The organism is Leifsonia xyli (assembly GCA_001647635.1).
Taxonomy (GTDB): Bacteria; Actinomycetota; Actinomycetes; order Actinomycetales; family Microbacteriaceae; genus Leifsonia; species Leifsonia xyli_A.
The window spans coordinates 2,152,220-2,175,816 of sequence record CP014761.1 but is presented as its reverse complement, the minus strand read 5'-3'; the positions used below and the strand labels follow the sequence as shown (position 1 = coordinate 2,175,816).

The following is a 23,597-nucleotide window of genomic DNA, read 5'->3' as shown; positions in this document are numbered from 1 at the left end:
CCTTCCCCCACCCCCGAGGACCATGCAGACCACCCAGGACATCACCGTCACCCGCAGCGCGACCGAGGTCGTGCTCGTCGCCCCCGCCTACGCGCTCGGCGTCGCCCTCGCACGCCCGCGCGCGACCATCGCCGGCCCGGACGGCGAGCTGTGGAGCGACCTCTCCCTGCTCGCGAGCGTCGACCGACTCGGCGTGCCCGACGAGTCGTCCGGCCCGACGGCGGTGACGGTCGAGGAGGAGGACGACGGCTCGGTGCGCGTCACCGTGCTCACCGACTCCAGCGCGTGGGCGACGAAGGCGATCGTGCTGCACTGCACGCCCACCGAGGTCCGTGCGCGCGTCGAGGTGACCACCGAGGAGGACGACGCGCGGATCACCGACCTGACGATGTTCGGCGGCCAGGCGGCGCTCCCGACCGGCGCGGCGGGCACGTTCCGCTCGGGCATCCGCTTCCCCTCGCTGTTCGTACCGACGCCGACCGAGCCCATCCAGGTCGTCCGGCCGTCCAACACGCAGGCGCAGCTCGGCGTCGTGGGCGATGCGGAGCCCGGACGCCTCCACGGCATCTTCTCGCCGCCGCCGCTCGTGTTCGGGCTGGGGCGTCCGTCCATCGCGGCCGACGCGCCGCACGGACCGACCGACATGCCCGTCGGCGACTGGCTCGGCGTCTCGGTCGTCGCGCCGATCGCCCAGCTCGGCTTCACGACCTTCCGCTACGACGTGCTCGACGGGGGCTTCCTGTTCCGGCTCACCTACGAGGGCCACACCCGCGTCCGCGCGGGCGGCTGGGTCTCGCCCGAGTTCGTGCTGCGGCCGGGCGGCGCCCCGCTCACCCTCATCCGCGACTACCGCGACGACCTCGCGGCGCGTGGATGGGCGGCTCCCGCTCCCGAGCCCGTGGGATGGTGGCACGAGCCGATCTTCTGCGGCTGGGGCGCCCAGTGCGCGCTCGCCGTCCGCATGAGCCACGAGGGCGAGGCGCTCGCCACCGACAACGCCGACGGCTTCGTGCTGCCCTCCGGTGCCGCCTTCGCTCCCGACCTGGCCCGGCAGTACCTCTACGACCGGTGGCTGCGCCGCCTCGCCGAGCGCGACATCCACCCGGGAACCGTCGTCATCGACGACCGTTGGCAGGCCGACTACGGCACCAACACGGTCGACACCGAGAAGTGGCCCGACCTGCGCGGCTGGATCGACGAGCGGCACGCCGCCGGCCAGCGCGTCCTCCTGTGGTTCAAGGCCTGGGACCCGAGCGGCCTCCCTCCGGAGCTGACGGTCCGCGACGCGTTCGGCCGCCCGGTCGCCGTCGACCCGTCGAATCCGGCCTACCTCGACGCGCTCGCCGAGCAGGTGACGCGGATAGTGTCCCCTGACGGTCTGGACGCCGACGGCTTCAAGGTCGACTTCACGCAGCGCGCGCCCTCCGGCGTCACCCTCCGCACGCACGACGACGGCGTCTGGGGCATCAGCGCCCTGCACGCGATCGTCCGCACCATCCACGACGCCGCCAAGGCCGCGAAGCCCGACGCGCTCGTGGTGACGCACACCGTGCATCCCTCGTTCTCCGACGTCACCGACATGGTGCGGCTCAACGACGTCCTCGAGGACTCGGTGCACGGCGAGCCGGTGCCCGTCGGCGACCAGCTGCGCTTCCGCCACGACATCGCCGCGGCGTCGCTCCCGGGCCACCCGATCGACACCGACCAGTGGCCGATGCCGAGCCGGGAGGAGTGGCTCGCGTACTCGCGCATCCAGCCGGAGCTCGGCGTGCCGGCGCTCTACTACGTGGAATCCATCGACAACAGCCGCGAAGATGTCACCGACGGCGACCTCGACGAGATCGCCGCCCTGTGGCGCGCGTACCGCGCGGCCCGCGACGACGAGCACGCGAAGGAGCCGAGCACGGTATGAGCGCGTTCACCGAGGTCGCCCCCGGCGTCCACCGGTTCGCGGACACGTGCAACGTCTACGTCGTCACCCCGCCGCCCGGGGCGGTCGGCGGCGCCATCGCCATCGACTTCGGGTCGGGCGACGTACTCGACCATCTCGGCGAGCTCGGCCTCGACACGCTCGACGCCGTGCTGATGACGCACCACCACCGCGACCAGGGCCAGGGCCTGCCGCGCGCGGTGGCCGCCGGCATCCCGATCTACGTGCCGCCGGTGGAGCAGGACCTCTTCACCCGCGTCGACGAGATGTGGTCGTCGCGGGCGCTGTACAACGACTACAACCTGAGGCAGGACCGCTTCTCGCTGCTGGACCCCGTGCCGGTCGCGGGCACGGTGCCCGAGTACCGCACCGCGACCTTCGGCGGCGTGGACGTGAAGACCATCCCGACTCCTGGCCACACCATGGGCTCGGTCACGTACCTGGTCGAGCGCGACGGCGAGCGGATCGCCTTCACCGGCGACCTCATCTACGCGCCGGGCAAAGTCTGGTCGCTCGCGGCGACCCAGTGGTCGTACACCGAGAACGAGGGCCCGGCGATGAACGTGCTCTCCTGCCTGATCCTGCAGGAGGAGCAGCCCGGCATCCTGCTGCCGTCGCACGGCGAGCCGATGTCGGACGCGATAGATGCGCTGGAGCAGCTGGTCGACCGGATGGCCGGCTACGTCGACTCCCGCCGCACGCACCCGTGGGACCTGCGGGACTGGCTGGAGCGGCCGTTCGTGCGCCTCACCGACCACCTGCTGCTCAACCGCACCGCCAACTCCTGCGTGTACGTGCTGCTCAGCGACTCGGGAGCCGCGCTGTTCATCGACTACGGCTACGACATGTCGACGGGATGGCCGGCCGGCACCGACCGTGCGGCGAGGCGGCCGTGGCTCGCCAGCCTCCCGGCGCTGAAGCGCGACTTCGGGGTGACGTCGATCGAGGTCGTGCTCGGCACGCACTACCACGACGACCACATCGCCGGACTGAACCTGCTGCGCGACGTCGAGGGCACCGAGGTGTGGCTGCCCGAGAACGTCGCGCCGATCATGGCCGACCCGATGCGGACCGACCTGCCCTGCCAGTGGTTCGAGCCCATCCCGGCCGACCGCGTGCTCCCTCTCGGCGAGACGGTGCGCTGGCGCGAGTACGAGTTCGTCACGCACGAGCTGCCCGGGCACACGCTCTACGCCGCCGCCTTCGAGTTCGAGGTCGACGGCGTCCGAGTGCTCGCGACCGGCGACCAGCAGACCGCCGAGGGGCGGCTCGGCGTGCAGCGCGAGATCCTCAACTACCAGTACCGCAATCGGTTCCGGCGCGATGACTTCATCCAGAGTGCGGCGCTCTACCGCCGGGTGGCTCCCGGTCTGATGATCACCGGCCACTGGCAGGGCCGCGAGGTGGATGAGGACTACCTGCAGCTGCTCACCGAGCAGGGCGACGAGCTCGCCGCCATCCACAACGGACTGCTGCCGGACGACGGGATGCTCCCGCCGGCCGACGGCAATCTGGTGCTGGTCGAGCCGTTCTACCAGCGCGTTCAGCCCGGCGCGGCGCTCCAGTACGAGGTCGTCGTCGTGAACCCGTACGACGAGCCGCGCGAGGTGGTCGCCCGGCTCGTGACACCCGAGGGGTGGAGCGATCCGTCGCCGGCGTCGGTGGTGGCGGCGGCCGGTGAAACGGTCCGGCTGCGCTTCGCCGTGCGGGCCGGCGACGCGCCCCGCAAGCGTCAGCGCCTGGCCGCGGACGTCACGGTCGGGGCGTTCCGCCTCGGCCAGGCCGGGGACGCGGTGGCCGACACGGTCTCCCTCGACAGCGCACCCGCCCTCGGCTAGCCTGCGGGGCGTGGACCGCATCCCGCTCTACCGCCGCTGGCACGGAGACCCCGACTCGCCGCATCCGCCGTTGCTGCTCATCCACGGCGGCGGCTCGACCATCGAGACCAACTGGGGGCTGCTGCTGCCGCTCGTCGAGCCGACGCGGTCGGTGCTCTGCGTGGAGCTGCAGGGGCACGGGCGCACCGCATCCGGTGACCGGCCCGCGTCCTTCGAGGGCTCGGCGGATGACGTCGCGGCGGTGCTGACCGAGCTGCGGCTCGGGCCGGTGGATGTCCTCGGCTTCAGCAACGGCGGGCAGGTCGCGCTGCAGCTCGCAGCACGCCATCCCGGCGCGGTTCGGCGGGTGATCGCCGCCTCCACGCCCGTGCGACGGGATGCGATGGTCGACGGGTTCTGGGATGCGCTCGCTGGGGGCACGTTCGACGACCTGCCGGCGCCGTACCGCGATGCGGACCGCGCCGTCAGCCGGGACCCCGACCACGCCCGGCGGATGTTCGAGCTCGACCGGGAGCTGATGCTCGGGTTCGAGGACTTCCCGGACGAGCTGCTCGCGTCCATCCACGCGCCCGTGCTCGTCGTCGGGGCCGACCGCGACGTGGTCCGGGCGTCCCATTTCGTGGAGCTGGCGTCACTGCTGCCGGATGCCCGCCTCCTGATCGTCCCCGGAACCCACGGCGACTACCTCGGCGAACGGCTGGCCGCGTCCGGCGACCCCGCCGCCCTCCGCCGCACGCTCCCCCACCTGCTCGCCTTCCTCGACGCCCCTTAGCGGGTGAGGGTGCCGGCGAGGATGGCGTCGATCTGGTCGAGGGCCAGCGTCATGCCCTGCTCCTGGCCCATCTCGAGCAGCTCGTTCATCTGAGCGGTGCTCGCGAACTGGTTGAGGATCGTCATCCGGGTGCGTCCGTCGCGCTCCTCAAGGGTGGCCATCATGCGGCCGGGCTCGCCGGGTGCGGGAGCGCCGCCCTCCTCGGCGAAGCCGTCGTCGATCGCGATGCGGCCGGTCGGCTCGATCTCGACGAACCGCCACCAGCCCCACGCCTTCCCGCCCTCGGGCAGGCTCATGTAGTAGGTCGCGCGTCCGCCCGGCTCGAACTCGAACACCTCGAAGGTCGCCGGGTACCCGGGAGGGCCCCACCACAGCTCCAGCTGCCGCGGATCGGACCACAGCTGCCAGACCCGCTCCTGCGGGGCGTCGTACTCGCTGACGATGGTGAGCGTCAGCGCTTCCGGGTCCTTGGTCGATTCGATGACCGTCATCGGTCGCTCCTCTCTCGTTCGGTGGTGCGGGTGGTTCGTCTCTTCCCGGCCTCCGCGGCCAGGATGCCGTCGATGGCCGCATCGCGGTGGCGCCACAGCTGCTCGAAGGCGTCGAGCAGCGCGGACGCCCGCCGGATGGTCTCGGGGTCGCCCGTGACGACCCGCTCCCGTCCGCGCGTCCGCTTGTGCACGAGTCCCGCGCGTTCGAGCACGGCGACGTGCTTCTGGACCGCCGCGAAGCTCATGTCGTACCGCCCGGCGAGCTCGCTCACCGAGTGCTCGCCGGCCAGCGACCGCGCGACGATGTCTCGCCGGGTCGCATCCGCCAGCGCGTGGAAGATGCGGTCGACCTCTGCGTCCGTCAGCTCATCTACAACCATTTGGTTGTACGTTAGCGGCCGCCGCCGCGCCGCACAACCCCCTGCCGTGTTGACCCGCCTGCCCGCCGCGCCCTAGTATCTGTGGGAACGATCCCACACGATCCACCAGCGCAGGCGCGGTCGTGCATCCCCGGAAGGACATGATGGCAAACGGCCTCCGCGCCGTCCTCTCACTCGACATCGGCGGCACCAAGCTCGCCGTCGGTGTCGTCACGGAGGACGGACGAACCCACGCACTCACCGTCGAACCCACGCGCCGCGACGAGGGTTCGGGTGTAATCGTTCCCAGACTCTTCGCCATGGGGCAGCGCGCCATCGCCGAATCCGGCCTCCCGGTCGAGGCCGTCGGGATCTCGTGCGGCGGTCCCCTGGATGCGAAGGCCGGCGTCCTGACCGGTCCGCTCCACCTCCCGGGTTGGATCGACCTGCCGATCGTCGAGCTCGCCGAGCGCGAGTTCGGCGTCCCGGCCGTGCTCGAGAACGACGCGACCGCCGGCGCCCTGGGCGAGTTCCGCTACGGCGCAGCACGCGACGCCGACACCATGGTGTACCTGACGATCTCCACCGGCATCGGCGGCGGCGCGGTCATCGACGGCCGCCTCCACCGCGGAGCCGCGGGCAACGGCGGCGAGTTCGGCCACGTCATGGTCCGCACCGGCGGGCGGCCCTGCCTGTGCGGCCGCCGCGGCTGCCTCGAGGGCTACGCCTCCGGCACCTCGATCGCCCAGCGCGCCCGGGAGGCCGTCGCGGAGCGCGGGGCGGGGTCGTCGCTCGCGCAGCTCCCCGTCGTGCGCGCCGAGGACGTCGTCGCGGCCGCCGCCACGGGTGACGCGCTGGCGACCGAGCTCTGGGACGAGACCGTCGACGTCCTCTCCACCGCCCTCACCGACCTCGTCAACGTCTTCGAGCCCGACCTCGTCGTGCTCGGCGGCGGCGTGACCCGCTCGGGCGACGCGCTGCTCGTGCCCGTCCGCGAGCGCGTCGCGGCCGACGCGATGCCGCCCGCGGCCGCCGCCTCGACCGTGGTGCTCGCCGGCCTCGGCGACGTCGTCTGCGTCGTCGGCGCCGGAGCCGTCGCGTTCGACCGCCTCGACCAGCTCGCCGGCGCGGGCGTCAGCGCGAAGGGAGCCCCGCATGTCTGAGTGGATGCGCGACCAGCTGCAGGCCCACATCCAGGTCGCCGAGCAGGGCGAGACGCTGCTGCCGGCCCTCCGCGAGGTCGGGAAGGTGCTGTGCGACGCGTTCGCCGAGCGCGGCATCCTGTATACGTTCGGCAACGGCGGCAGCGCGGCCGACGCCCAGCACTTCACGGGCGAGATCATCGGCCACTACAAGCGCGACCGCCGCCCGCTCGGCGCCGTCACGCTGAGCACCGACCCGACCACGATGACCTGCATCGCCAACGACTACTCCTACGACGACGTCTTCTCGCGGCAGGTGCTCGGGCTCGCGCGTCCCGGCGATGTGGTCGCCGCCTTCACGACGAGCGGACGGAGTGCGAACATCGTCTCAGCGCTCGAAGCGGCGAAGTCGGCCGGTGCGACGACGGTGCTGTTCGGCGGAGGCGACGGCGGACCGGCCAAGCAGTTCGCCGACTTCGCGCTGCTGAGCCCGTCCACCACCACCCCGAGGATCCAGGAGTTCCACACGTTCATGCTCCACGTGCTGTCCGAGATCGTGGACGCGTGGGCCGACGGCGACGAGGAGTACGCACTGTGACCGACGCCCCGAAGGCACCCGTCGCCAACGCGCCCGCCGGCACCCAGCCGCGCGACCTCGCCCCCGCGTACCGCCCGACCGCGACCCCGCAGCGCACCCTGCACATGATCGGCAACGCGCACCTCGACCCGGTGTGGCTGTGGCCGTGGCAGGAGGGCTACCAGGAGGCGCGCGCCACCTTCTGGTCCGCCATCCACCGCATGGAGGAGTACCCCGACTTCGTCTTCACCTGCGACCAGATCGTGCTGCTCAGCTGGGTGGAGGAGTCCGATCCGGAGCTGTTCGAGCAGATCAAGCGACGCGTCGCCGAGGGCCGCTGGGTCAACGTCGGCGGCTGGTGGGTGGAGCCCGACAACAACATGCCGATGGGCGAGAGCTTCGTGCGCCAGGGCCTCTACGGCCAGCGCTACCTGGAGTCGCGCTTCGGCATCCCGGCCACGGTCGGCATGAACGTCGACCCGTTCGGCCACAACGCGATGCTCCCGCAGATCCTCAAGGGACAGGGCCTCGACTCGTACACGTTCCTGCGCCCCGGCCCCCACGAGTCCGACCTCGCGCCCAGCCTGTTCTGGTGGGAGGCGCCCGACGGTTCGCGCGTGCTCGCGTACCGCATCCCGTTCGAGTACGGCAGCCCGCCCGGGTCGGTCGACGGCCAGACCGAGAAGTCGCTCGCAGCGCTCGACCGCACGGTCGGCTTCGGCGAGAACGCCACCGCCATGGTGTTCTACGGCGTGGGCAACCACGGAGGCGGCCCGACCATCGCGAACATCGAGTCCATCCACCGCTACGACCGGATGGGCTCCTTCGGAAGGATGACGATGTCCTCACCGCGCACCTACTTCGACGAGGTCCTCGGCCGCGGCGAGGCGTTCCTCGACGGCCTGCCGGTGCGGCGCGACGACCTGCAGCACCACGCGCCCGGCTGCTACTCCGCCCATTCCGGCATCAAGGCGTGGCAGCGGCGGGCGCAGTTCGCCGTGCTGAACGCCGAGCGCTGGGCGGCCGTCGTCGCCGCGCACGACGGGATCGAGTACCCGCGCGAACAGCTGGAGACCGCCTGGAAGCAGGTGCTGTTCAACCAGTTCCACGACATCCTGCCCGGTTCGGCGATCGAGCCGTCGTACGACGACGCGCGCGACCAGCTGGGCGAGGCGGTGTCGATCTCGAAGCGGATCATCACCCGCGCGCACAACGTCCTCGCCCGCCAGGTGCAGGTCGACCGCGAGGACGGCACGCAGCCGGTGCTCGTGTTCAACCCGCACCCCTGGGCGGTGGCGGTGGATGTGGACTTCCAGTACGGCGCGCAGCGCGCCGGCGTGCACGTGGTCGACGAGACCGGTGAGCCCGTTGTGTTCCAGAACTCGCAGTCGACGGCGACGACGGATGACGTGTCGCGTGGCGCGGTCGTGTTCCGCGCCGAGGTGCCCGCGCTCGGCTACCGTCTGTACCGACTCCGGCCCGGCAGCGGCCCCGGCGCCTCGTCCGGCGGCCTCACGGTGACCGAGGACACCCTCGAGAACGATCACGTGCGCATCCGCATCGACCAGGAGACGGGCTGGATCTCGTCCTACCTCGTCAAGGCGACGGGCGTGGATGTGATGGCCGGCGTCGACGGCGCGCAGCACACCCAGATCAACGACGACCCGACCGACACCTGGGGCCACCGCGTCATCTCGTATGCCTGGCCGGGCGCCACCATGGCGCTGAAGCGCATCGTGGTCCGCGAGACCGGCCCGCTGCGTTCGCGGGTCCGTGTCGAGCGGGAGTGGGGCGCATCCACCCTGGTCGAGGAGCTCATCCTGGACCACGACTCGCCCGTGCTGCGGGTGAACGTGACGCTCGACTGGCGGGAGCAGGCGCACCTGCTCAAGCTGCGCTTCCCGACCGTGCTCGACGACCCGACCGCGACCTACGAGATCCCGTTCGGCCACCTCGAGCGACCGGTCGACGGCGCGGAGGAGCCGGCCCAGTCGTGGGTGGACCTCACCGGCACGGTCGGCGGCGAGGCCGCGGGCCTGACCGTCATCACGACGAACAAGCACGCCTACGACGTCTCGCCCGGCGACGAGCCGAGCATCGGCGTCACCGCGGTCCGCAGCCCCGTCTATTCGTGGCACGACCCGCGGCTGCTCGACCCGGAGGGCATCTACTCGTTCCAGGACCAGGGCATCCAGCGCTTCAGCTACGAGCTCGTGCCGCACGCCGGCGACTGGCGCGAGGCCGACCCAATCCGCCGCGCGCTCGAACTCGGCAACCCGGTGCGGGCGCAGCAGGAGTCGTTCCACGACGGCGCGCTTCCCCCGGTGAACTCCTTCGCGGCGGACGGCGGCTCCTCGGTCATGATCACCGCGCTCAAGGGCACCGAGGATGCGACGGAGGCGCCCGGCGGCGCGGACGTCGTCGTCCGCGCGGTGGAGACCCGCGGCGAGGCCGGACGGTCGCGCATCGAGCTGCCCCTGCTCGGACGTGTCATCGAGGAGGACTTCGGGCCGTCGCAACTGCGCACGTTCGTCGTGCCGGCGGACCCGGCGCAGCCGGTGCGCGAGGTCGACCTGATCGAGCGGCCGCTCGGCGCGCACGTGGCATCCGCGCCGGCGGCGTCGGGTGCGTCGGATGCACCCACGTCGGCGTCCACGTCCACGTCCTCGTCCGAGGTGCCCGAGTCGCCTGTGACGTCCCAGACCTCCGAGGCGCAGACCTCGCAGGAGGACCCCGGACGGTCGCAGACCTCGCAGCCTCCGCAGCCGTGAGCCCGCGCCCCGAAGTCCGCGTCAGCGCCGTCGGACCAACCGCCGACGACCTCCACCTGGAAGAGGAGTGGACGGACGCGCCGATCGGCTGGCACCTCACCATCCGCGCGTCCTTCACCGGCGCCGCGCCGGCCGAAGGCTCGGTGCTCGTGGAGGCGCCCGTCCACGGCGCCGACGACCCGTGGTGGCTGATCCCGGGCGCGTTCTACGGCGAGAACCGGCCGGCCGCGAACACGCGCGCCTTCCCGCGCTTCGAGGTCGGCGCGGACACGCGCGAGCAGCACGACGCGCTGGTGAGCGACACGTGGGAGTTCCGCGCCGACCGCGCGGCGACGCCCGCCGTCTTCGCCTGGGCCGGTCCGGGCCGCGGCGGGGTGGCGCTGGCGACCGGCGAGACGTCGGCGCTCGGCCTCACCGGCCTCGGCCTGGCGCACGACGCGACGTGGGGCGACGCGACGGTGAGCCTGCGCTTCCCGTTCCACGAGTTCCCGGTGACCTACTACGGCGACGCGCACCCGCGTCCCGCTGAGCAGGCCACCCACCGCTTCGAGCCGGGCGAGACCGTGGAGCTGTCCGTGCGCGTCTTCGCGCTGGACGCCTCCCGCCACGCCTACGCCCCGGTGCTGCGGGCCCTGCACGCCGAGACCGCGCAGAACGCTCCGCAGTCGCCGTGGATGGATGTCGCCACCGCCGCCGACCTGACCGCCGAGGGCCTCCGCACCTGGCACTACGACCCGGACCCCGGCGTCCTGCTCGAGACCGTCGGCTTCGACCGCGAGGTCAGCGGCCGCGACGGGCTCACAGTCGACCGACAGGCGATGCACGTCGGCTGGGTCAGCGGCATCCCGTGGGCGTACGCGCTGCTGGCGCACGGGCTCCGCACCGGCCGCCCGGACGACGTGGACGCGGCGCGCCGCGTCATCGACTTCATCACCGCCTCCCTTTCGCCCTCCGGCAGCTTCTGGGGCGTCTGGTACCGGGACTACGGCTGGACCCAGAGCTGGACCGAGCTGAAGCGCGGCCTCCACTCGCGCACGCTCGCCGAGGCCACCCTGTTCCTGCTGCGCGCGCAGGCGCTCGACGCGCACCCGCAGTGGGAGCTTGCCATCCACTCCAACCTGGATGTGGTGGTCGGCCGCCAGCGCGCCGACGGAAATCTCGGCTCCGTCCACCACGCCGAGACCGGAGAGGTGCTGTCCTGGTCCGGAGCGTCCGGGCTCACCTGGATCGCGGCGCTTGTGGAGGCCGCCGACCGCGACGAGCGCTACCTCCCCGCCGCCGTCGCCGCAGGCCGGTACTACGAGCAGTTCGTCGACCGCGAGTTCATCCACGGCGCCCCGGAGGACGTCGACCTGGCCCCGACCTCCGAAGACGGTTACGCGGCGGTCATGGCCTACGTGGCGCTGCACCGCGCCACCGGCGACGCGCACTGGCTCGACGTCGCCCGCCGCGCGGCCGACTGGATGCTGACCTTCCGCTACACCTACGACGTCGCCTTCCCCCAGCACACGCTCCTCGGCGCCTACGGCTTCCGCACCCGCGGCGCGGACAACGCGTCGCCGTCGAACCAGCACCTCCACGCGTACGGCCTGGTGTGCACCGCCGAACTGCGCGAGCTCTCCGCCGCCCTCGGCGACCCGCACTACGCCGAGCGCGCCGACGAGACGCTGGCGTGCTTCCGCCAGTTCATCGCGCGCGAGGACGGCGACTTCAACGCCTACCGCGGCATGGTCAGCGAGCGCTACTACCAGACCGCGTGCTTCCAGCCGAAGGGGATGCTGCTCACCCTCTCGCACGCCTGGAGCGTCGGCGTGACGTTGCTCGCGTGCGAGCAGACGCTCGCCCGCTGAAGCGCATCGCGGGGCCCGCTCAGCGGTGCAGGCCCCAGAAGGCCCAGGGTGAGATGCTGTCCATCCACCGGTCGCCGCCCGCGCGCCGTGCGAATCGACGTGCCCGCATCGCCCGATAGCGGATCCATATCCACGGTGCTGTCTGATCCACGTCGACCTCCACCCCGGCTAAACCTGTTTGCGGCGTTCCAGCGCGAGGACGAGGTCATCCCCGTCCCGTTGCGTCTCGTCCGCGACTTCGTGAACACCGTCGAGTACCAGGAGGACGAGGAGGGCTGGGAGCGCCCGGCCGACCTCACGGCATGGTTGCGTGCACGCGAGCTGCTCAGCGGCGACGCAGCCGCCTCCGAGGACGACCTCGAGCTTGCGAAGACGGTCCGCGAAGGTCTCCGCAGCGTCCTGGCGGGCCACGCCGGCCACGACGTCGACGCCGCAGCGGCCGGCCGGCTCGACCAGGCGCTCGCGCAGCTGCCGGTGCGGGTGACCTTCGGCACCTCAGGGGCGTTGTCCCTCGCTCCCGCCGGTGGCGATCGGGTCCTGAACGCGCTGGCGGGCGTCCTCGACGCGGTGCGCGCGTCCCGCGAGGACGGCAGTTGGTCGCGCCTGAAGGTCTGCGACCGCGCGACCTGCCGCTGGGCGTACTACGACTACTCCAAGAACCGCTCCAGCCGCTGGTGCACCATGGCCGGCTGCGGCAACGCCGTCAAGATGCAGAGGCGCGCGCACGCCTAGCCGCGCGGCCAGGGGTCGCAACACGCCGTTATCGCCACGGCGTGGCGGCGTGTTGCGCCCCGTCGCTCACCCGCGCGCGTACTCCGAGCCCGAGCGGGTGCGGACTACGAGCCCCGCGTCCACGAGGTAGCGCCGCAGGGCGACCGGGTCGTCGCTGCGCTCCGCCAGCCGCTCGGTCAGCGCCCGCTCACCGACGACCTCGCCGTCCGAGAGCACGGACTCCGCGACCATGCGCAGGAGCGCCATCCGGTCGTCCGCCGACGACGGATACCGGTCGATCCGCCCGTCCGCCCGCAGGAACTGCCCCACCCCGGTCGGCCGGGGCCGGACCGCGGCCGACGCGGCGAGGAGGTTCCGGAACACGCCGTCATCCGCCACCACGGAGTCGCCGACCCGTCGTACCAGCCCGACCCGTTCAAGCAGATCCAGCGCTCGCCGCGTCCGCGCGGCGCCCAGGCCCGCGTCCGTCTCGCCCGTCGCCACGACCGCAGCCCACACCGCGCGCGCGTCGCCGTTGGCCAACGCCGCGACCACCGGCCGCCAGTCCGCGCCCGCCGCTTCCGTCTCCTCCACCCGTCCACCCTCGCACGCGCTCAACCGCCGCCGCACCTACTCGTCCCAACACGCCGTCACGCCCACCCGCCTGACGGCGTGTTGGGCCCACTAGTCGGGTGGACCGGTCGGCCGCCGGCCACGCCGTCCCGGCCCCTTCGGTTGACGCAACACGCCGTCGCCAACGCATGCATCGCGGCGTGTTGCGTCAACGAGAGGCGCGGGCGCACCACGCCCATCCGCCTGACGGCAATTCACGCCCACCAGGTGGCGGATCGCCCGTCACCCGGCGACGCTTGCAACGCCGTCGGCATTGCTGCATCCACCGGTCCCAACACGCCGTTACGCCCATCCGCATAGCGGCGTGTTGGGCCCACTGGATGGGTGAACCGGGCGGCAGCCGTCCACGCCGCCTCGACCGCTTCCTGGTGGACGCAACACGCCGTCCCAAACGCACGCATTGCGGCGTGTTGCGTCAACTGCAGGGCGGTGGAGCCGTCAGCCGTCCTTGCGGAGCTGCTGCAGCAGCTCCGGGGCGCGAACGTCCAAGACGCGGCCGCCGATGCGGACGCCGACGACGAGCAGCACCGCACCGAGGACCACGCCCGCCGCGAGCCCGAGCCAGCCCCACACCGCCTCGCGCGTCACGAGGGAGACGACGAGCAGCACGACCTCCGGCAGGCACAGCACCGCGATCACCCCCCACGCGGCGAACGTCGGCCCGAGCAGCGAGATGTTCGCGCCGGGGCGCGACCGGAACGGGTTGTCGCCGGGCTCGGGCACCGGGAACACGAACCGCGCCGACGTCACCGAGCACACGGCGACGCCGCTCAGCAGCATCCCGAGCGTGAGTCCGAGCAGGCCGGGTGCGGGCAGCCAGTCGCCCTCGGCCGCGACCGAGCCCAGCGTGATGATCGCGACGGCCGGCACGGCGAACGAGAGCAGCGCGGAGGCGCGGCCCAGCGGTCGGCGCGTCCGGGCACCGCCTTGGAGACGTGCAGCGCGAAGGCCGTGGAGTCGTACGAGACGTCGGCGATCATCCCGATCCCCAGCGCGAACGCGACGACCGGGCCGACGGCGAAGATGTAGCCGGTGGAGTGGTTGATGCTCGAGTAGAACCACATGACGGCCGGCAGCAGCGGGATGACGAGCAGCTGCCGCAGGTAGCGCGGGTCGCGGAACCAGTAGGTCAGGCACCGCGCGGCGATCGCGCCGGCGGCGGTCCCGGGAAGCACCCCGAACAGCCCCGACGTCCCCGGGGCCCGCACCCGCGACGACGCGCGGACCGGGGTCACGAGCGAGCGCGCGAGTCCCCAGCGCCACACGAACCACAGCACGACGAAGGTCGCGACGGCGACCAGCAGCCGCAGCAGCGCGCCGAGCGGGTCGCCCGCGGCGACGGCGCCCGGCACGGCCCACGCCGCTCCGAGCGGCGACCAGCCGAGGCCGGCGGCGATGGACGGCAGCGCGTCCGCCGAGCTGCGCAGGCCGCTGGTGATGCCGATGACGATCGGCCCGGCGAGGATGAGCGGGATCAGGATGAGCAGCCCGCTCGCCTCTCGGAACCGCCGCCCCGAGGCCAGGCCGCTCGCGACCGAGGTGACCGCCCGCGACACGACGATGCACGTCGCGGCCCCAAGAGCCCCGGTGACCAGCGCGATCAGCGCAACGCCGGGCGACCGCAGCCACGGCAGCGCGGTCCCGAGGGATGCGATGGTGGTCGCCGCGCCCGCGACGCCGACGGCTCCGCTCAGCAGCATCCCGAGCATCAGGGGTCGGAGGCCGATCGGATACACGGCCAGGTGGCCGGGATCGAGCGTCTGCTCGACGCCCGACAGCAGCAGCGGGAAGACGGCCCACCCGAGCACGGCCGCCGATCCGGCCAGCACGACGGCGGTGGTCGCGACCTCGGGAGGAGCGAACGACAGACCGACGAGCGCGGCCAGAACGACGAGCAGGCCCCCTGCGCCGTACACGGCGCCGATGATGACGGCCACCAGCTGGCTGGTGCTGCGACGGAACGAGTTCCGCAGCACGAGCAGCCGCAGCCTTACGAGTGTCGCAACCACTCCGGCCCCTCCCCGACCCGGCGCCCGCCGACGAGCTCGACGAAGCGGTCCTCGAGCGTGGACCCGGCGCGGACGTCATTCACCGAGCCGGCGGCCAGCACGCGGCCGGCGCTGATGACGGCGACGTGGTCGCACATCCGCTCGACCAGGTCCATCACGTGCGAGGACACGACGACCGTGCCGCCGCCCTGCACGTAGGTGCGCAGGATGTCGCGGATGTTCGCCGCCGACACGGGGTCGACAGACTCGAACGGCTCGTCCAGCACCAGCACCCGCGGTGCGTGGACCATAGCGGCGGCCAGGGCGATCTTCTTCGTCATACCGGCCGAGTAGTCGACGACGAGCGTGCCGCCCGCGGACTGCAGATCGAGCAACTGGAGCAGGTCGGCGGTGCGCTGCTGGGCGGTCGGCCGGTCCATCCCGCTCAGCAGTCCCGCGTACTCGACCAGCTGCTGGCCGGTCAGCCGGTCGAAGAGCCGCACGCCGTCCGAGAGCACGCCGACCATCGCCTTGGCGACCAGCGGCCGCTGCCACATGTCGACGCCGTGGATGAGCACCTGCCCGGCGTCCGGGCGGAGCAGCCCGGTGGCCATGCTGAGCGTCGTGGTCTTTCCGGCGCCATTCGGTCCGACCAGACCGTAGAAGCTGCCGGACGGCACATCCAGGTCGATCCCGTCCACCGCGACCTTCTCGCCGAACCGCTTGTGCAGCCCGCGGATCCTGATCGCGACAGCTTCGTCCTCGGCCACGCGCACCCCCTCACGTCCGGGCGTTCGCACCTCGAACGCGCCGGTGCGTCCACCCTAGCCGCGCCGGGATTCGGGATGCGGCGCGCCGCGGCGCCCCTGGTCGCATCCGGCGCGCCGCATCCGTCAGTGGGAGGGGAGGGAAACGCCTGCCACCGGACACTCATCCGGAGCGCGGGGTGGATCGGTTCGGTGCGTGTGCCCCTTTTGAGGGGTTTCCCAGGTTGGCGGCGGCGCCTCCATTCGTTCACGATGTGGCATCGTTGCCATATGTCTCGGGGGCTTCACAACCGTTTCGCCTGAGCGTAAGAAACGATCAAGTAACGAAAACGGGCCCCGTGTGCCCGCTCCCCTTGTGAAGACCCGTACCGCTGCATTAGCGTGCGATGTGGGAAGGTTTCCATACTGTCGCCTCAGACCCCGGCAGTGGGAATCCCGTACCTCTTCGCTCGGGCGAGGACGCCCGCTGCGACACCACTGAAGGGAAATCAGATGAACAAGAGGCACACCGCCCTCGCCGCGATGGCAATCACCGCGTCGGTGGCGCTCCTCGCCGGGTGCAGCTCCAGCGGCGGCAGCTCCTCCGGCGGGAACTTCTCGAAGGACGTCAAGGGCAGCCTGAACGCCTGGGGCTTCGACAACGCCGACGAGGTCGGCACCTCCCGCATCGACTACGCCAAGGAACAGCTCAAGGGCGTCACCATCAAGATCGACCAGACGCCGTTCGACGCGCAGAAGTTCACCACCCGCGTCGCCAGCGGCAACGTGCCGGACGTCGTGCAGATGGACCGCCAGTTCGTCGCGACCTACGCGGCGCAGGGCCTCATCCAGCCGCTCGACCAGTGCTACTCCGTGCACAACGTCGACCCGCAGAAGCAGTACTACGGCTCGGTCGTCGACGACATCACCTACAAGAGCAAGATCTACGCGGTGCCGCAGTTCTACCAGCCGCCGGCGATCATCACCAACGAGCGCGTCATGAAGGCGGCCGGGGTCACCGACGCCGACATCGACACCTCCAAGCCGGAGCAGCTCGTCGCAGCCGTCAAGAAGATGTACAAGGCCTCGGGCGGCAACCCGAGCGTCCTCGGCTTCGACCCGCAGGCCTCCGGCCAGGCCGGTCTGTGGCTCCTCGCCAACGGCGGCCAGGTCATCGGCAGCGACGGCAAGCCGACGCTCGACGACCCGAAGAACGAGAAGGGCCTCGAGGTCCTGAAGCAGATCGCGGACGCGCAGGGCGGGTACGCGAAGATGAAGAGCTTCACCGACTCCTTCGACTTCTTCGGCGAGAACAACCAGTACGTGAAGGACCAGGTCGGCGCTGAGGTCAACGCCCAGTGGTACGTCAACGTGCTGACCCCGTTCGTCGACAAGGTGGACATCGGCGCAGTGCCGTTCAAGGACAGCAGCGGCCAGCCCTTCACCGTCGCCTCCGGCACGTCGTTCGTCATCCCGACCGGCGCCAAGAACAAGGACGCCGCGTGCGCCTGGGCGCTCGACCTGACGAGCCTGCAGGCCTGGGAGGCTGCGGGCGCGGCCCGTGCCAAGACGATCGAGAAGACCCCGGGTGCGATCAACACCGGCCTCTTCACCGGTTCGCCGGAGGCCGACAAGACGCTCCGTGACAAGTACGTGAAGCCGTCCGGCAACGCGGGCTTCGACAAGGCCATCTCGACCTACTACGACGTCGTCGGCAGCGGCAAGTCGTTCGGTGCGTCGCCCGCCGGCCAGCAGATCCAGACCGAGCTGCAGAACGCGATCCAGAAGTACCTCCTGGGTCAGGCGTCGGCCAGCCAGGCCCTCAAGGACGCGCAGACGGCGGCCCTGAAGGCCTACGACCAGTCCACCAAGAGCAGCAAGTAACGCCACTCTCCCCAGGGGCGGCCTCCTCGCGGAGGCCGCCCCTTCTGCGTCCCCGCCCACCTCCGCCGACCTCCGCCGAAGGGCAGCTTGTTGCGGTCGACACGCCGCCGGTCGCCGCAAGTACCTGCCCTTCGGGTGGTCATGGGACCGCGGCGGGGGCGGCGTCGGGGAGGTCGGAGACCTCGCGGGCGCCGCGGAGCGCCGACCACAGCACCACGGGGCACGCGAGGAGCAGCGTCCCGGCCACGACCAGCGTCCAGCGCGGACCGACGACCTCGCCCAGGATGCCGCCGACGAGCGCCCCGACGGGGAACAGGCCCATCACGACCACCTGCATGGTCGCGTTCACGCGGCCCAGGATGCGGTCCGGGCAGACCTGCTGCCTCAGGCTCACCTGCGTGATGGCGTAGACGATCTGTCCGAGCTCGCCGGCGGCGATTCCGAGGACGATCAGCAGCGTCCACCATCCCGGCTGGGCGAAGGCGCCGAGGAGCGACAGGGGCGCGGTCACCGCCAGGGACAGCCACACGATCCGCACCGGTCCGACCGCACGCGACAGGCGGGTGGTGAACGCCGCGCCGACCATCACGGTCACCGACCCCACGGCGATCACGAGGCCGATCAGCGCCGGCGAGAGGCCCAGGGTGCGCGACAGGAACACCATATTCACGGCGGAGGCGATCGCGAACGAGAAATTGCTCAGCGCGCTCGCAGTCGCGGTCGCCCGCAGCACCCGCGACCGGAACACGAAGCCGAGCCCCTCGGCGATCCCGTCCCGCAGGCGCTGGCGCCCCGACGAGGCGACGGGCGCAGGCTCCGGCGCCCGGATGCCGACCAGGCACAACGCCGATACCGCGAACGTGCCCGCCTGCACCAGCAGCACCGACGCCGCCCCGATCAGCGACACCAGCACGCCGCCGAGGGCGGGTCCCGCCACCTGACCGGAGGCGCGCACGAACTCGAGCGACGAGTTGCCGGCGAGCACCCTGTCCCGGCCGATCACCGCGGGCAGGTAGCTGCGATAGCCGACGTCGAAGAACACGCGGGCCACCCCGGTCAGCAGCGACACCAGGAGCAGCTGCCCCATCGACAGCACGCCGAGCAGCGCGGCGAGCGGGATGGTCGCGAGCAGCACCGCGCGCACGAGGTCGCTCGCGACGAGGACCGGCCGCCGGCGGACGCGGTCGATCCACGCCCCGGCCGGAAGCCCCAGCACGGCGAAGGCGATGGTGGATGCGGCGCCCAGCATCCCGACCTCGAACGGGGTCGCGTGGAGGGTCACCACCGCGAGCAGCGGAAGCGCCACGCCGGCGATCTGCGCGCCGAGCTGACTGGTCGTCTGGCCGGCCAGCAGCAGCCGGAAGTCGCGGGACGCGAACAACGAAGGAGAGGGAGAGGAGGTCACGACGTGGGCCTTTCGAATCCGGAACAGGTGGTCCTCCCACCCGCCGGCTCGATCCGGAAATCGTCGCTAGGGGGTTAAATGTTACCGGGCGCGATGGACGATGTCCAACGCGCCCGGTAATCGGGATGCGACTCAGCCCTTGCGGCCCTGGGTCGCCACCCCCTCGATGAAGTACCGCTGGCCGAAGCCGAACAGCAGCAGCATGGGCAGCGTCACGATCAGGGCGGCCACCATCACGAACTGGTAGTCGCCGTGCCCGCCGTTGGTCGGGCTGAACGTGGTCATCGCGTACGAGATGCCGAGCGGGACGGTGAAGCCGTCGACGCCTCCCGCGTTCAGGTAGATCAGCGCCGCCTGCAGGTTGTTCCAGCTGGCCTGGAACTCGAACAGGAAGATGATGATGAACGACGGGATGCTGAGCGGCATCGCGATCCGCGTGAACAGCTTCCAGTAGCTGGCGCCGTCGAGGCGGGCGGCCTCGAACAGCTCACGCGGCAGCCCCATGAAGAACTGCCGCTGCAGGAAGATGTAGAACGCCGAGCCGAACAGGTTCATGCCGAACAGCGGGATCCAGGTGCCGACCAGGCCGAGGTTCTTCCAGATGAGGTACTGGGGGACCATCGTCACCGCGCCCGGGAGCATCATCGTCGCGAGCACCAGGCCGAACAGCAGCGTCCGCCCCGGGAACTTGAAGTAGGCGAAGCCGAACGCGACGATCGAGCTCGAGATCGCCACCAGGCCGGCGGCGAGCACCGCGATGATGACGCTGTTGCCGATCCACGAGAGCAGCGGCAGCTGGTTCCACACCTCGACGTAGTTCTGCGGTGTGAATGTCTTGGGCCACAGCGAGTTGTCGAACACCTCCTGCCGCGGCTTGAGGCTCGCCGCGAGCAGCCAGGCGAAGGGATAGAGGAACAGCAGCGCGAATCCGATCGCGACGATCCACAGCAGGGTCTTCGCGACGATCGACTTCGGGCGGTACCAGCGGCTGCCCACGGGCTTGTCGCCCTTGCCGGACGTCTTGCCGGTCTGGGCCTGCGCGGTCTGCAGCTCGGAGGCGAGCGGTGCCGCGGCCGGTGCGGACTGGGTCGCGGACGACATCACTTGTCTCCTTCGTAGTAGACGAGGCGGTTGCTGACCTTCACCTGGACCAGGGTGATCAGGAGGATGATCACGAACAGCAGCCACGCCATCGCCGCGGCGAAGCCGAAGTTGAACTGCCGGAAGGCCTGCTGGAACAGATAGACGCCGTAGAACAGTGACGAGTCGGGCGAGGCGTTCGTCTGATCTCGCCAGAACAGCAGGTAAGCCTGATCGAACACCTGCAACGCCGCGATCGTGAGCACGACCACGTTGAAGAAGATCGCCGGGGAGATCATCGGGATGGTGATCGTGAAGAACTTGCGGACGGCGCCGGCGCCATCCAGGGAGGCCACCTCATAGAGGTCCTGCGGCACGTTCTTGAGGGCCGCGAGGAAGATCACCATCGTGCCGCTGACGCCCCACAGGGTCATCAGCACGATCGACGGCTTCACCCAGTTCGGGTCGATCAGCCACTGCGGGCCCTCGATGCCGAACAGCGCGAGGAAGCGGTTGATCGCACCCGTGTTGCCGTTCAGCAGCAGCAGGAAGATGGAGGCCGTGGCGACCGCGGGGGTCATCTTCGGCAGGTAGTAGAGAGTGCGGAAGACGCCGGCCCCGCGCCCCACCCAGTTGAGCAGGAGGGCCAGGAGGAGCGCGAAGATGATCTCCAGCGGAACGGCCATCACCGCGTAGAAGAGCGTGTTGCCCAGCGACAGCGCGACCTTCGGGTCGTTGAACAGCTCGGCGTAGTTGTCGACGCCGGCCGGGCTCGCGCTGTTCGTCGCCAGGTTGTAGTTGCTGAACGAGATGAAGAGGCTGTATAGCATCGCGCCGAGTGTGAACACGAGGAAGCCGATGATCCACGGGCTGATGAAGAGATAGCCCGCGATCGCCTCGCGCCTGTTGTACTTCGTGGCCCGCTTCTTCTCCGGCTTGCGGTCACCCGTCCGGGTCTTGCCACCAGACGCGTCGGTGAGAACGGCCATCACCGGCCTCCCCGTGTCGCGTCATCGAGCTCGGTGATCCTCATCGCCACCCTTTCGATCCGTCCCCCGCCACCATCGGCGCGGTGTGGCATCGTTACCACATAGCAGCGACTATAAGTCCTCGTGAGCGGGCGGTGCAACCGCGCCCAGTGCTTTCCCGGGCGGGAGGCCTCTCGCGATGCGGACCGGTCACTGGCTGCGGACGTGCCGGCGGGGGTTCTGCGTGTTGCGGCGCACGGTACACCCGGACGGGGGCAGCGTCACCGGGCCTCCGGCGCGCCGGGACGCCGCCTCGACCGTTATGGTGGACTTCGCCGGGCGTCCGGCGCTCCGGCGCCCGGGGGAGAGGTGCGATGATCGGGAACGATGCGGAGGGGGCTCCACGGCGCGCGACGTTGAAGGACGTCGCCGTGGCGGCAGGAGTGTCGCAGTCGACGACATCCCGTGCCCTGAGCGGCGAGGGGTACGTCGCCGCGGGCGTGAGGGAACGTGTGCTCGCTGCCGCCGAATCCCTCGGCTATGTGCCGCACGCGATGGCCCGCAGCCTCCGCAAGCAGGACAGCCGCACGATCGGCGTGCTGGTCTCCGACCTGCGTAACGCCTTCTACGCCGATCTCGCCGCCGGCATCGCGTCTCGCGCCCGCCGCGAGGGCTACACGATGATGCTCGTCGACGACCAGGGGTCCACCGAGGCCGAGATGGATGCGGCGCGCGCGTTCGTCGCCACCCGTGTCGCCGGCGTGATCGTCACCCCGCTGTCGGGCGACGTCTCCGATTACCTCGTGCGCCAGCACATCCCCGTCATCGAGGCCGACCGCCAGTTCTCGGCCGGCCGCTGCGACGCCGTCATCATCGACAACGCGGGCGTGGCCAAGCGCATGACCGACCACCTCATCGACCTCGGCCACCGCCGCATCGCCCTCTTCATCGACGAGACGACGTGGACCACCGGCGGCGAGCGCGCCGCGGGCTACCGCAGCTCGCTCGAGGGTTCGGGCATCGACGCGGACCCGTCGCTGGTGATCTCGACCGGCTGGGACGCGGACGGCGCCCGCAAGTCGGCGATCGACATCCTGGCCCGTCGCGACCATCCGACCGCGATCTTCGCCGCCAACAACCTGCTCGCGGAGGGCGTCTGGCGCGCCACGAACGACCTCGGGCTGCGCATCCCCGAGGACGTCAGCGTCGTGTCGTTCGACGACTCCGAGTGGATGAGCATGGTCAGCCCCGGAATCACCGCGGTGGCGCAGGATGCGGTCTCCCTTGGCGAGACGGCGCTCGACCGCCTGCTGGAGAGGCTGAAGGACCCGGGCGCCGAGCCGCAGACCACGGTGCTCGAGGCGCAGGTGCGCCCGCGCGGCTCGACGGCCGCCCCACGCGCGCTGTAACGGTCCCGTTCCGACGGTTCTCCACAGGCTCGCCAGGCCGGGTGGAAACGATCCCATATCTGCGGCAGGATGGCAGCATGCCAGACCGCGTCCACCCGCCGTTCGCCGTCGCGATCGACGGCGGCAACTCCAAGACGGAGGTCGTGGTGCTCGACCGCGCCGCGGTCGGCCTTCCCGAGCGCACGCGAAGGATCGGCCCCGGCAGCGGCGGAGGCCCCGCCTCGGTCGCGCGCGTCGTCGCCTCCCTGCTCGCCGAGGCCGGCGTCGATCCGCTGCTCGTCGGCGAGGTGTCGGCGGCCGTCGCCGGGCTCGACTTCCCGGGCGACGAGGTCGCCTACGCCGAGGCGCTCTCGGCGGCCTTCCCGAACGCCTCCGTCGAGGCGGTGGGAGACGTCGTCGCGGTGCTGGATGCGGGCGGCGGCCTGGGTGACGCGCTCGCGATCGTCTGCGGCGCCGGCCTCAACGCCGTCGCCTGCGGGCCGCGGGGCCTCGCCACCGTCCCCGCGCTGGGCTGGGTGAGCGGCGACTGGGGCGGCGGCCATGCGCTCGGCCGTGAGGCGGTCCGCGCGGCCGCCCGCGCCGAGGACGGGCGCGGCCCGGCGACGGACCTGCTCCCGCTCGTCCTCGCGGCGACAGGGGCGACGGATGCGGTGGCCCTCGCGCGCGGCATCCGCGACGGCGTCGTGACGATGGATGCGGTCGGTGCGCTGGCGCAGGTCGTCGCCCGGGCGGCCGCCGACGGGGACAGCGTCGCGAGCGAGCTCATGGCCCGCGCGGCCGGTGAGGCGCTGCTGCTCGCCGGCGTGGTGACTCGCGCCGCCTTCGGCCAGGATGCGCCCGCCCGGTCCCGCACCCCGGCCGTCCTCGCCGGCGGCCTGTTCTCCGACCCCGGCTTCCTCGCCGCCGTCTCGGACGGCCTGCGAGAGCGCGGCTTCGAGCCCGCGCCGCTGGCCTTCCGTCCGGTCGACGGGCTCGTGCGGGCGCTCCGCGAGCGCGCCGCCTCCCGCTGACTCCACGACCCCGAACCCTGCAGAAAGGACCCG

General features: G+C 71.4%; 17 protein-coding genes and 2 pseudogenes. 11 read left to right on the top strand and 8 right to left on the bottom strand.

Annotated elements, in window-relative coordinates; translation table 11 throughout:
• Window positions 1–22: 22 nt before the first annotated feature.
• The 3 genes from A0130_10655 to A0130_10645 are packed head-to-tail and all read left to right on the top strand — an operon-like array spanning window position 23 to window position 4,540.
• Window positions 23–1,912, top strand: a complete 1,890-nt coding sequence (locus tag A0130_10655; protein ID ANF32072.1) for a hypothetical protein — start codon at window positions 23–25, stop codon at window positions 1,910–1,912.
• The gene (locus tag A0130_10650) at window positions 1,909–3,768 is read left to right on the top strand and encodes a hypothetical protein (GenBank protein ID ANF32071.1); all 1,860 of its coding nucleotides are present in this window, start codon (window positions 1,909–1,911) and stop codon (window positions 3,766–3,768) included. The genes A0130_10655 and A0130_10650 overlap by 4 nt, the downstream gene beginning before the upstream one ends.
• A 10-nt stretch (window positions 3,769–3,778) precedes the next feature.
• Entirely contained in the window at window positions 3,779–4,540 is a 762-nt protein-coding gene (locus tag A0130_10645; GenBank protein ANF32070.1) for an alpha/beta hydrolase, read from the top strand.
• Here A0130_10645 and A0130_10640 read toward each other — a convergent pair.
• A complete protein-coding gene (locus A0130_10640) occupies window positions 4,537–5,031 on the bottom strand; it encodes a polyketide cyclase (protein ANF32069.1) in 495 nt (164 codons plus the stop codon). The genes A0130_10645 and A0130_10640 overlap by 4 nt on opposite strands.
• The gene (locus tag A0130_10635) at window positions 5,028–5,411 is read right to left on the bottom strand and encodes a transcriptional regulator (protein ANF32068.1); all 384 of its coding nucleotides are present in this window, start codon (window positions 5,409–5,411) and stop codon (window positions 5,028–5,030) included. The genes A0130_10640 and A0130_10635 overlap by 4 nt, the downstream gene beginning before the upstream one ends.
• Window positions 5,412–5,554: 143 nt before the next feature.
• Here A0130_10635 and A0130_10630 point away from each other — a divergent pair, with 143 nt between their 5' ends.
• The 5 genes and pseudogenes from A0130_10630 to A0130_10610 all read left to right on the top strand — a co-directional run bounded on the left by A0130_10630 (window position 5,555) and on the right by A0130_10610 (window position 12,462).
• Window positions 5,555–6,553 carry an ROK family protein gene (locus tag A0130_10630; GenBank protein ID ANF32067.1) on the top strand — a complete coding sequence of 333 codons (999 nt, stop codon included), beginning with the start codon at window positions 5,555–5,557 and terminating at the stop codon, window positions 6,551–6,553.
• Complete coding sequence (locus tag A0130_10625) at window positions 6,546–7,130, top strand: sugar isomerase (protein ID ANF32066.1); 585 nt, start codon at window positions 6,546–6,548, stop codon at window positions 7,128–7,130. The genes A0130_10630 and A0130_10625 overlap by 8 nt, the downstream gene beginning before the upstream one ends.
• A gap of 104 nt (window positions 7,131–7,234) precedes the next feature.
• Window positions 7,235–9,697: pseudogene (locus tag A0130_10620) on the top strand (glycoside hydrolase family 38).
• A gap of 179 nt (window positions 9,698–9,876) precedes the next feature.
• Window positions 9,877–11,730, top strand: coding sequence for a hypothetical protein (locus tag A0130_10615; protein ANF32065.1), 1,854 nt, complete (start codon window positions 9,877–9,879; stop codon window positions 11,728–11,730).
• A gap of 174 nt (window positions 11,731–11,904) precedes the next feature.
• The gene (locus A0130_10610; protein ANF33395.1) at window positions 11,905–12,462 is read left to right on the top strand and encodes a hypothetical protein; all 558 of its coding nucleotides are present in this window, start codon (window positions 11,905–11,907) and stop codon (window positions 12,460–12,462) included.
• Window positions 12,463–12,528: 66 nt separating this feature from the next.
• Here the strand turns inward: A0130_10610 and A0130_10605 are convergent, their stop codons facing one another.
• From A0130_10605 to A0130_10595, 3 genes and pseudogenes are all read right to left on the bottom strand, one after another.
• Window positions 12,529–13,059, bottom strand: a complete 531-nt coding sequence (locus A0130_10605; protein ID ANF32064.1) for a hypothetical protein — start codon at window positions 13,057–13,059, stop codon at window positions 12,529–12,531.
• A 453-nt stretch (window positions 13,060–13,512) separates the two neighbouring features.
• A pseudogene (locus A0130_10600) lies at window positions 13,513–15,083 on the bottom strand (transporter).
• Entirely contained in the window at window positions 15,065–15,838 is a 774-nt protein-coding gene (locus A0130_10595; protein ID ANF32063.1) for an ABC transporter, read from the bottom strand. The pseudogene A0130_10600 and the gene A0130_10595 overlap by 19 nt, the downstream one beginning before the upstream one ends.
• 483 nt (window positions 15,839–16,321) lie before the next feature.
• Here A0130_10595 and A0130_10590 point away from each other — a divergent pair, with 483 nt between their 5' ends.
• The gene (locus tag A0130_10590; GenBank protein ID ANF32062.1) at window positions 16,322–17,692 is read left to right on the top strand and encodes a sugar ABC transporter substrate-binding protein; all 1,371 of its coding nucleotides are present in this window, start codon (window positions 16,322–16,324) and stop codon (window positions 17,690–17,692) included.
• A gap of 139 nt (window positions 17,693–17,831) precedes the next feature.
• Here A0130_10590 and A0130_10585 read toward each other — a convergent pair whose 3' ends face one another.
• From A0130_10585 to A0130_10575, 3 genes are all read right to left on the bottom strand, one after another.
• Entirely contained in the window at window positions 17,832–19,097 is a 1,266-nt protein-coding gene (locus A0130_10585; protein ANF32061.1) for an MFS transporter, read from the bottom strand.
• 132 nt (window positions 19,098–19,229) lie between these two features.
• Window positions 19,230–20,198 carry a sugar ABC transporter permease gene (locus A0130_10580; protein ANF32060.1) on the bottom strand — a complete coding sequence of 323 codons (969 nt, stop codon included), beginning with the start codon at window positions 20,196–20,198 and terminating at the stop codon, window positions 19,230–19,232.
• Window positions 20,198–21,166, bottom strand: a complete 969-nt coding sequence (locus A0130_10575) for a spermidine/putrescine ABC transporter permease (protein ID ANF32059.1) — start codon at window positions 21,164–21,166, stop codon at window positions 20,198–20,200. The genes A0130_10580 and A0130_10575 overlap by 1 nt, the downstream gene beginning before the upstream one ends.
• A 353-nt stretch (window positions 21,167–21,519) precedes the next feature.
• Between A0130_10575 and A0130_10570 the strand changes: the two genes are divergently transcribed.
• Together A0130_10570 and A0130_10565 are read left to right on the top strand one after the other, a co-directional pair.
• Window positions 21,520–22,554 (top strand): hypothetical protein, encoded by a 1,035-nt coding sequence (locus A0130_10570; GenBank protein ID ANF32058.1) that lies wholly within the window; start codon window positions 21,520–21,522, stop codon window positions 22,552–22,554.
• A 77-nt stretch (window positions 22,555–22,631) separates the two neighbouring features.
• Window positions 22,632–23,564: a hypothetical protein gene (locus tag A0130_10565; protein ID ANF32057.1), complete on the top strand. Its 933-nt coding sequence runs from the start codon at window positions 22,632–22,634 to the stop codon at window positions 23,562–23,564.
• Window positions 23,565–23,597 lie beyond the last annotated feature (33 nt).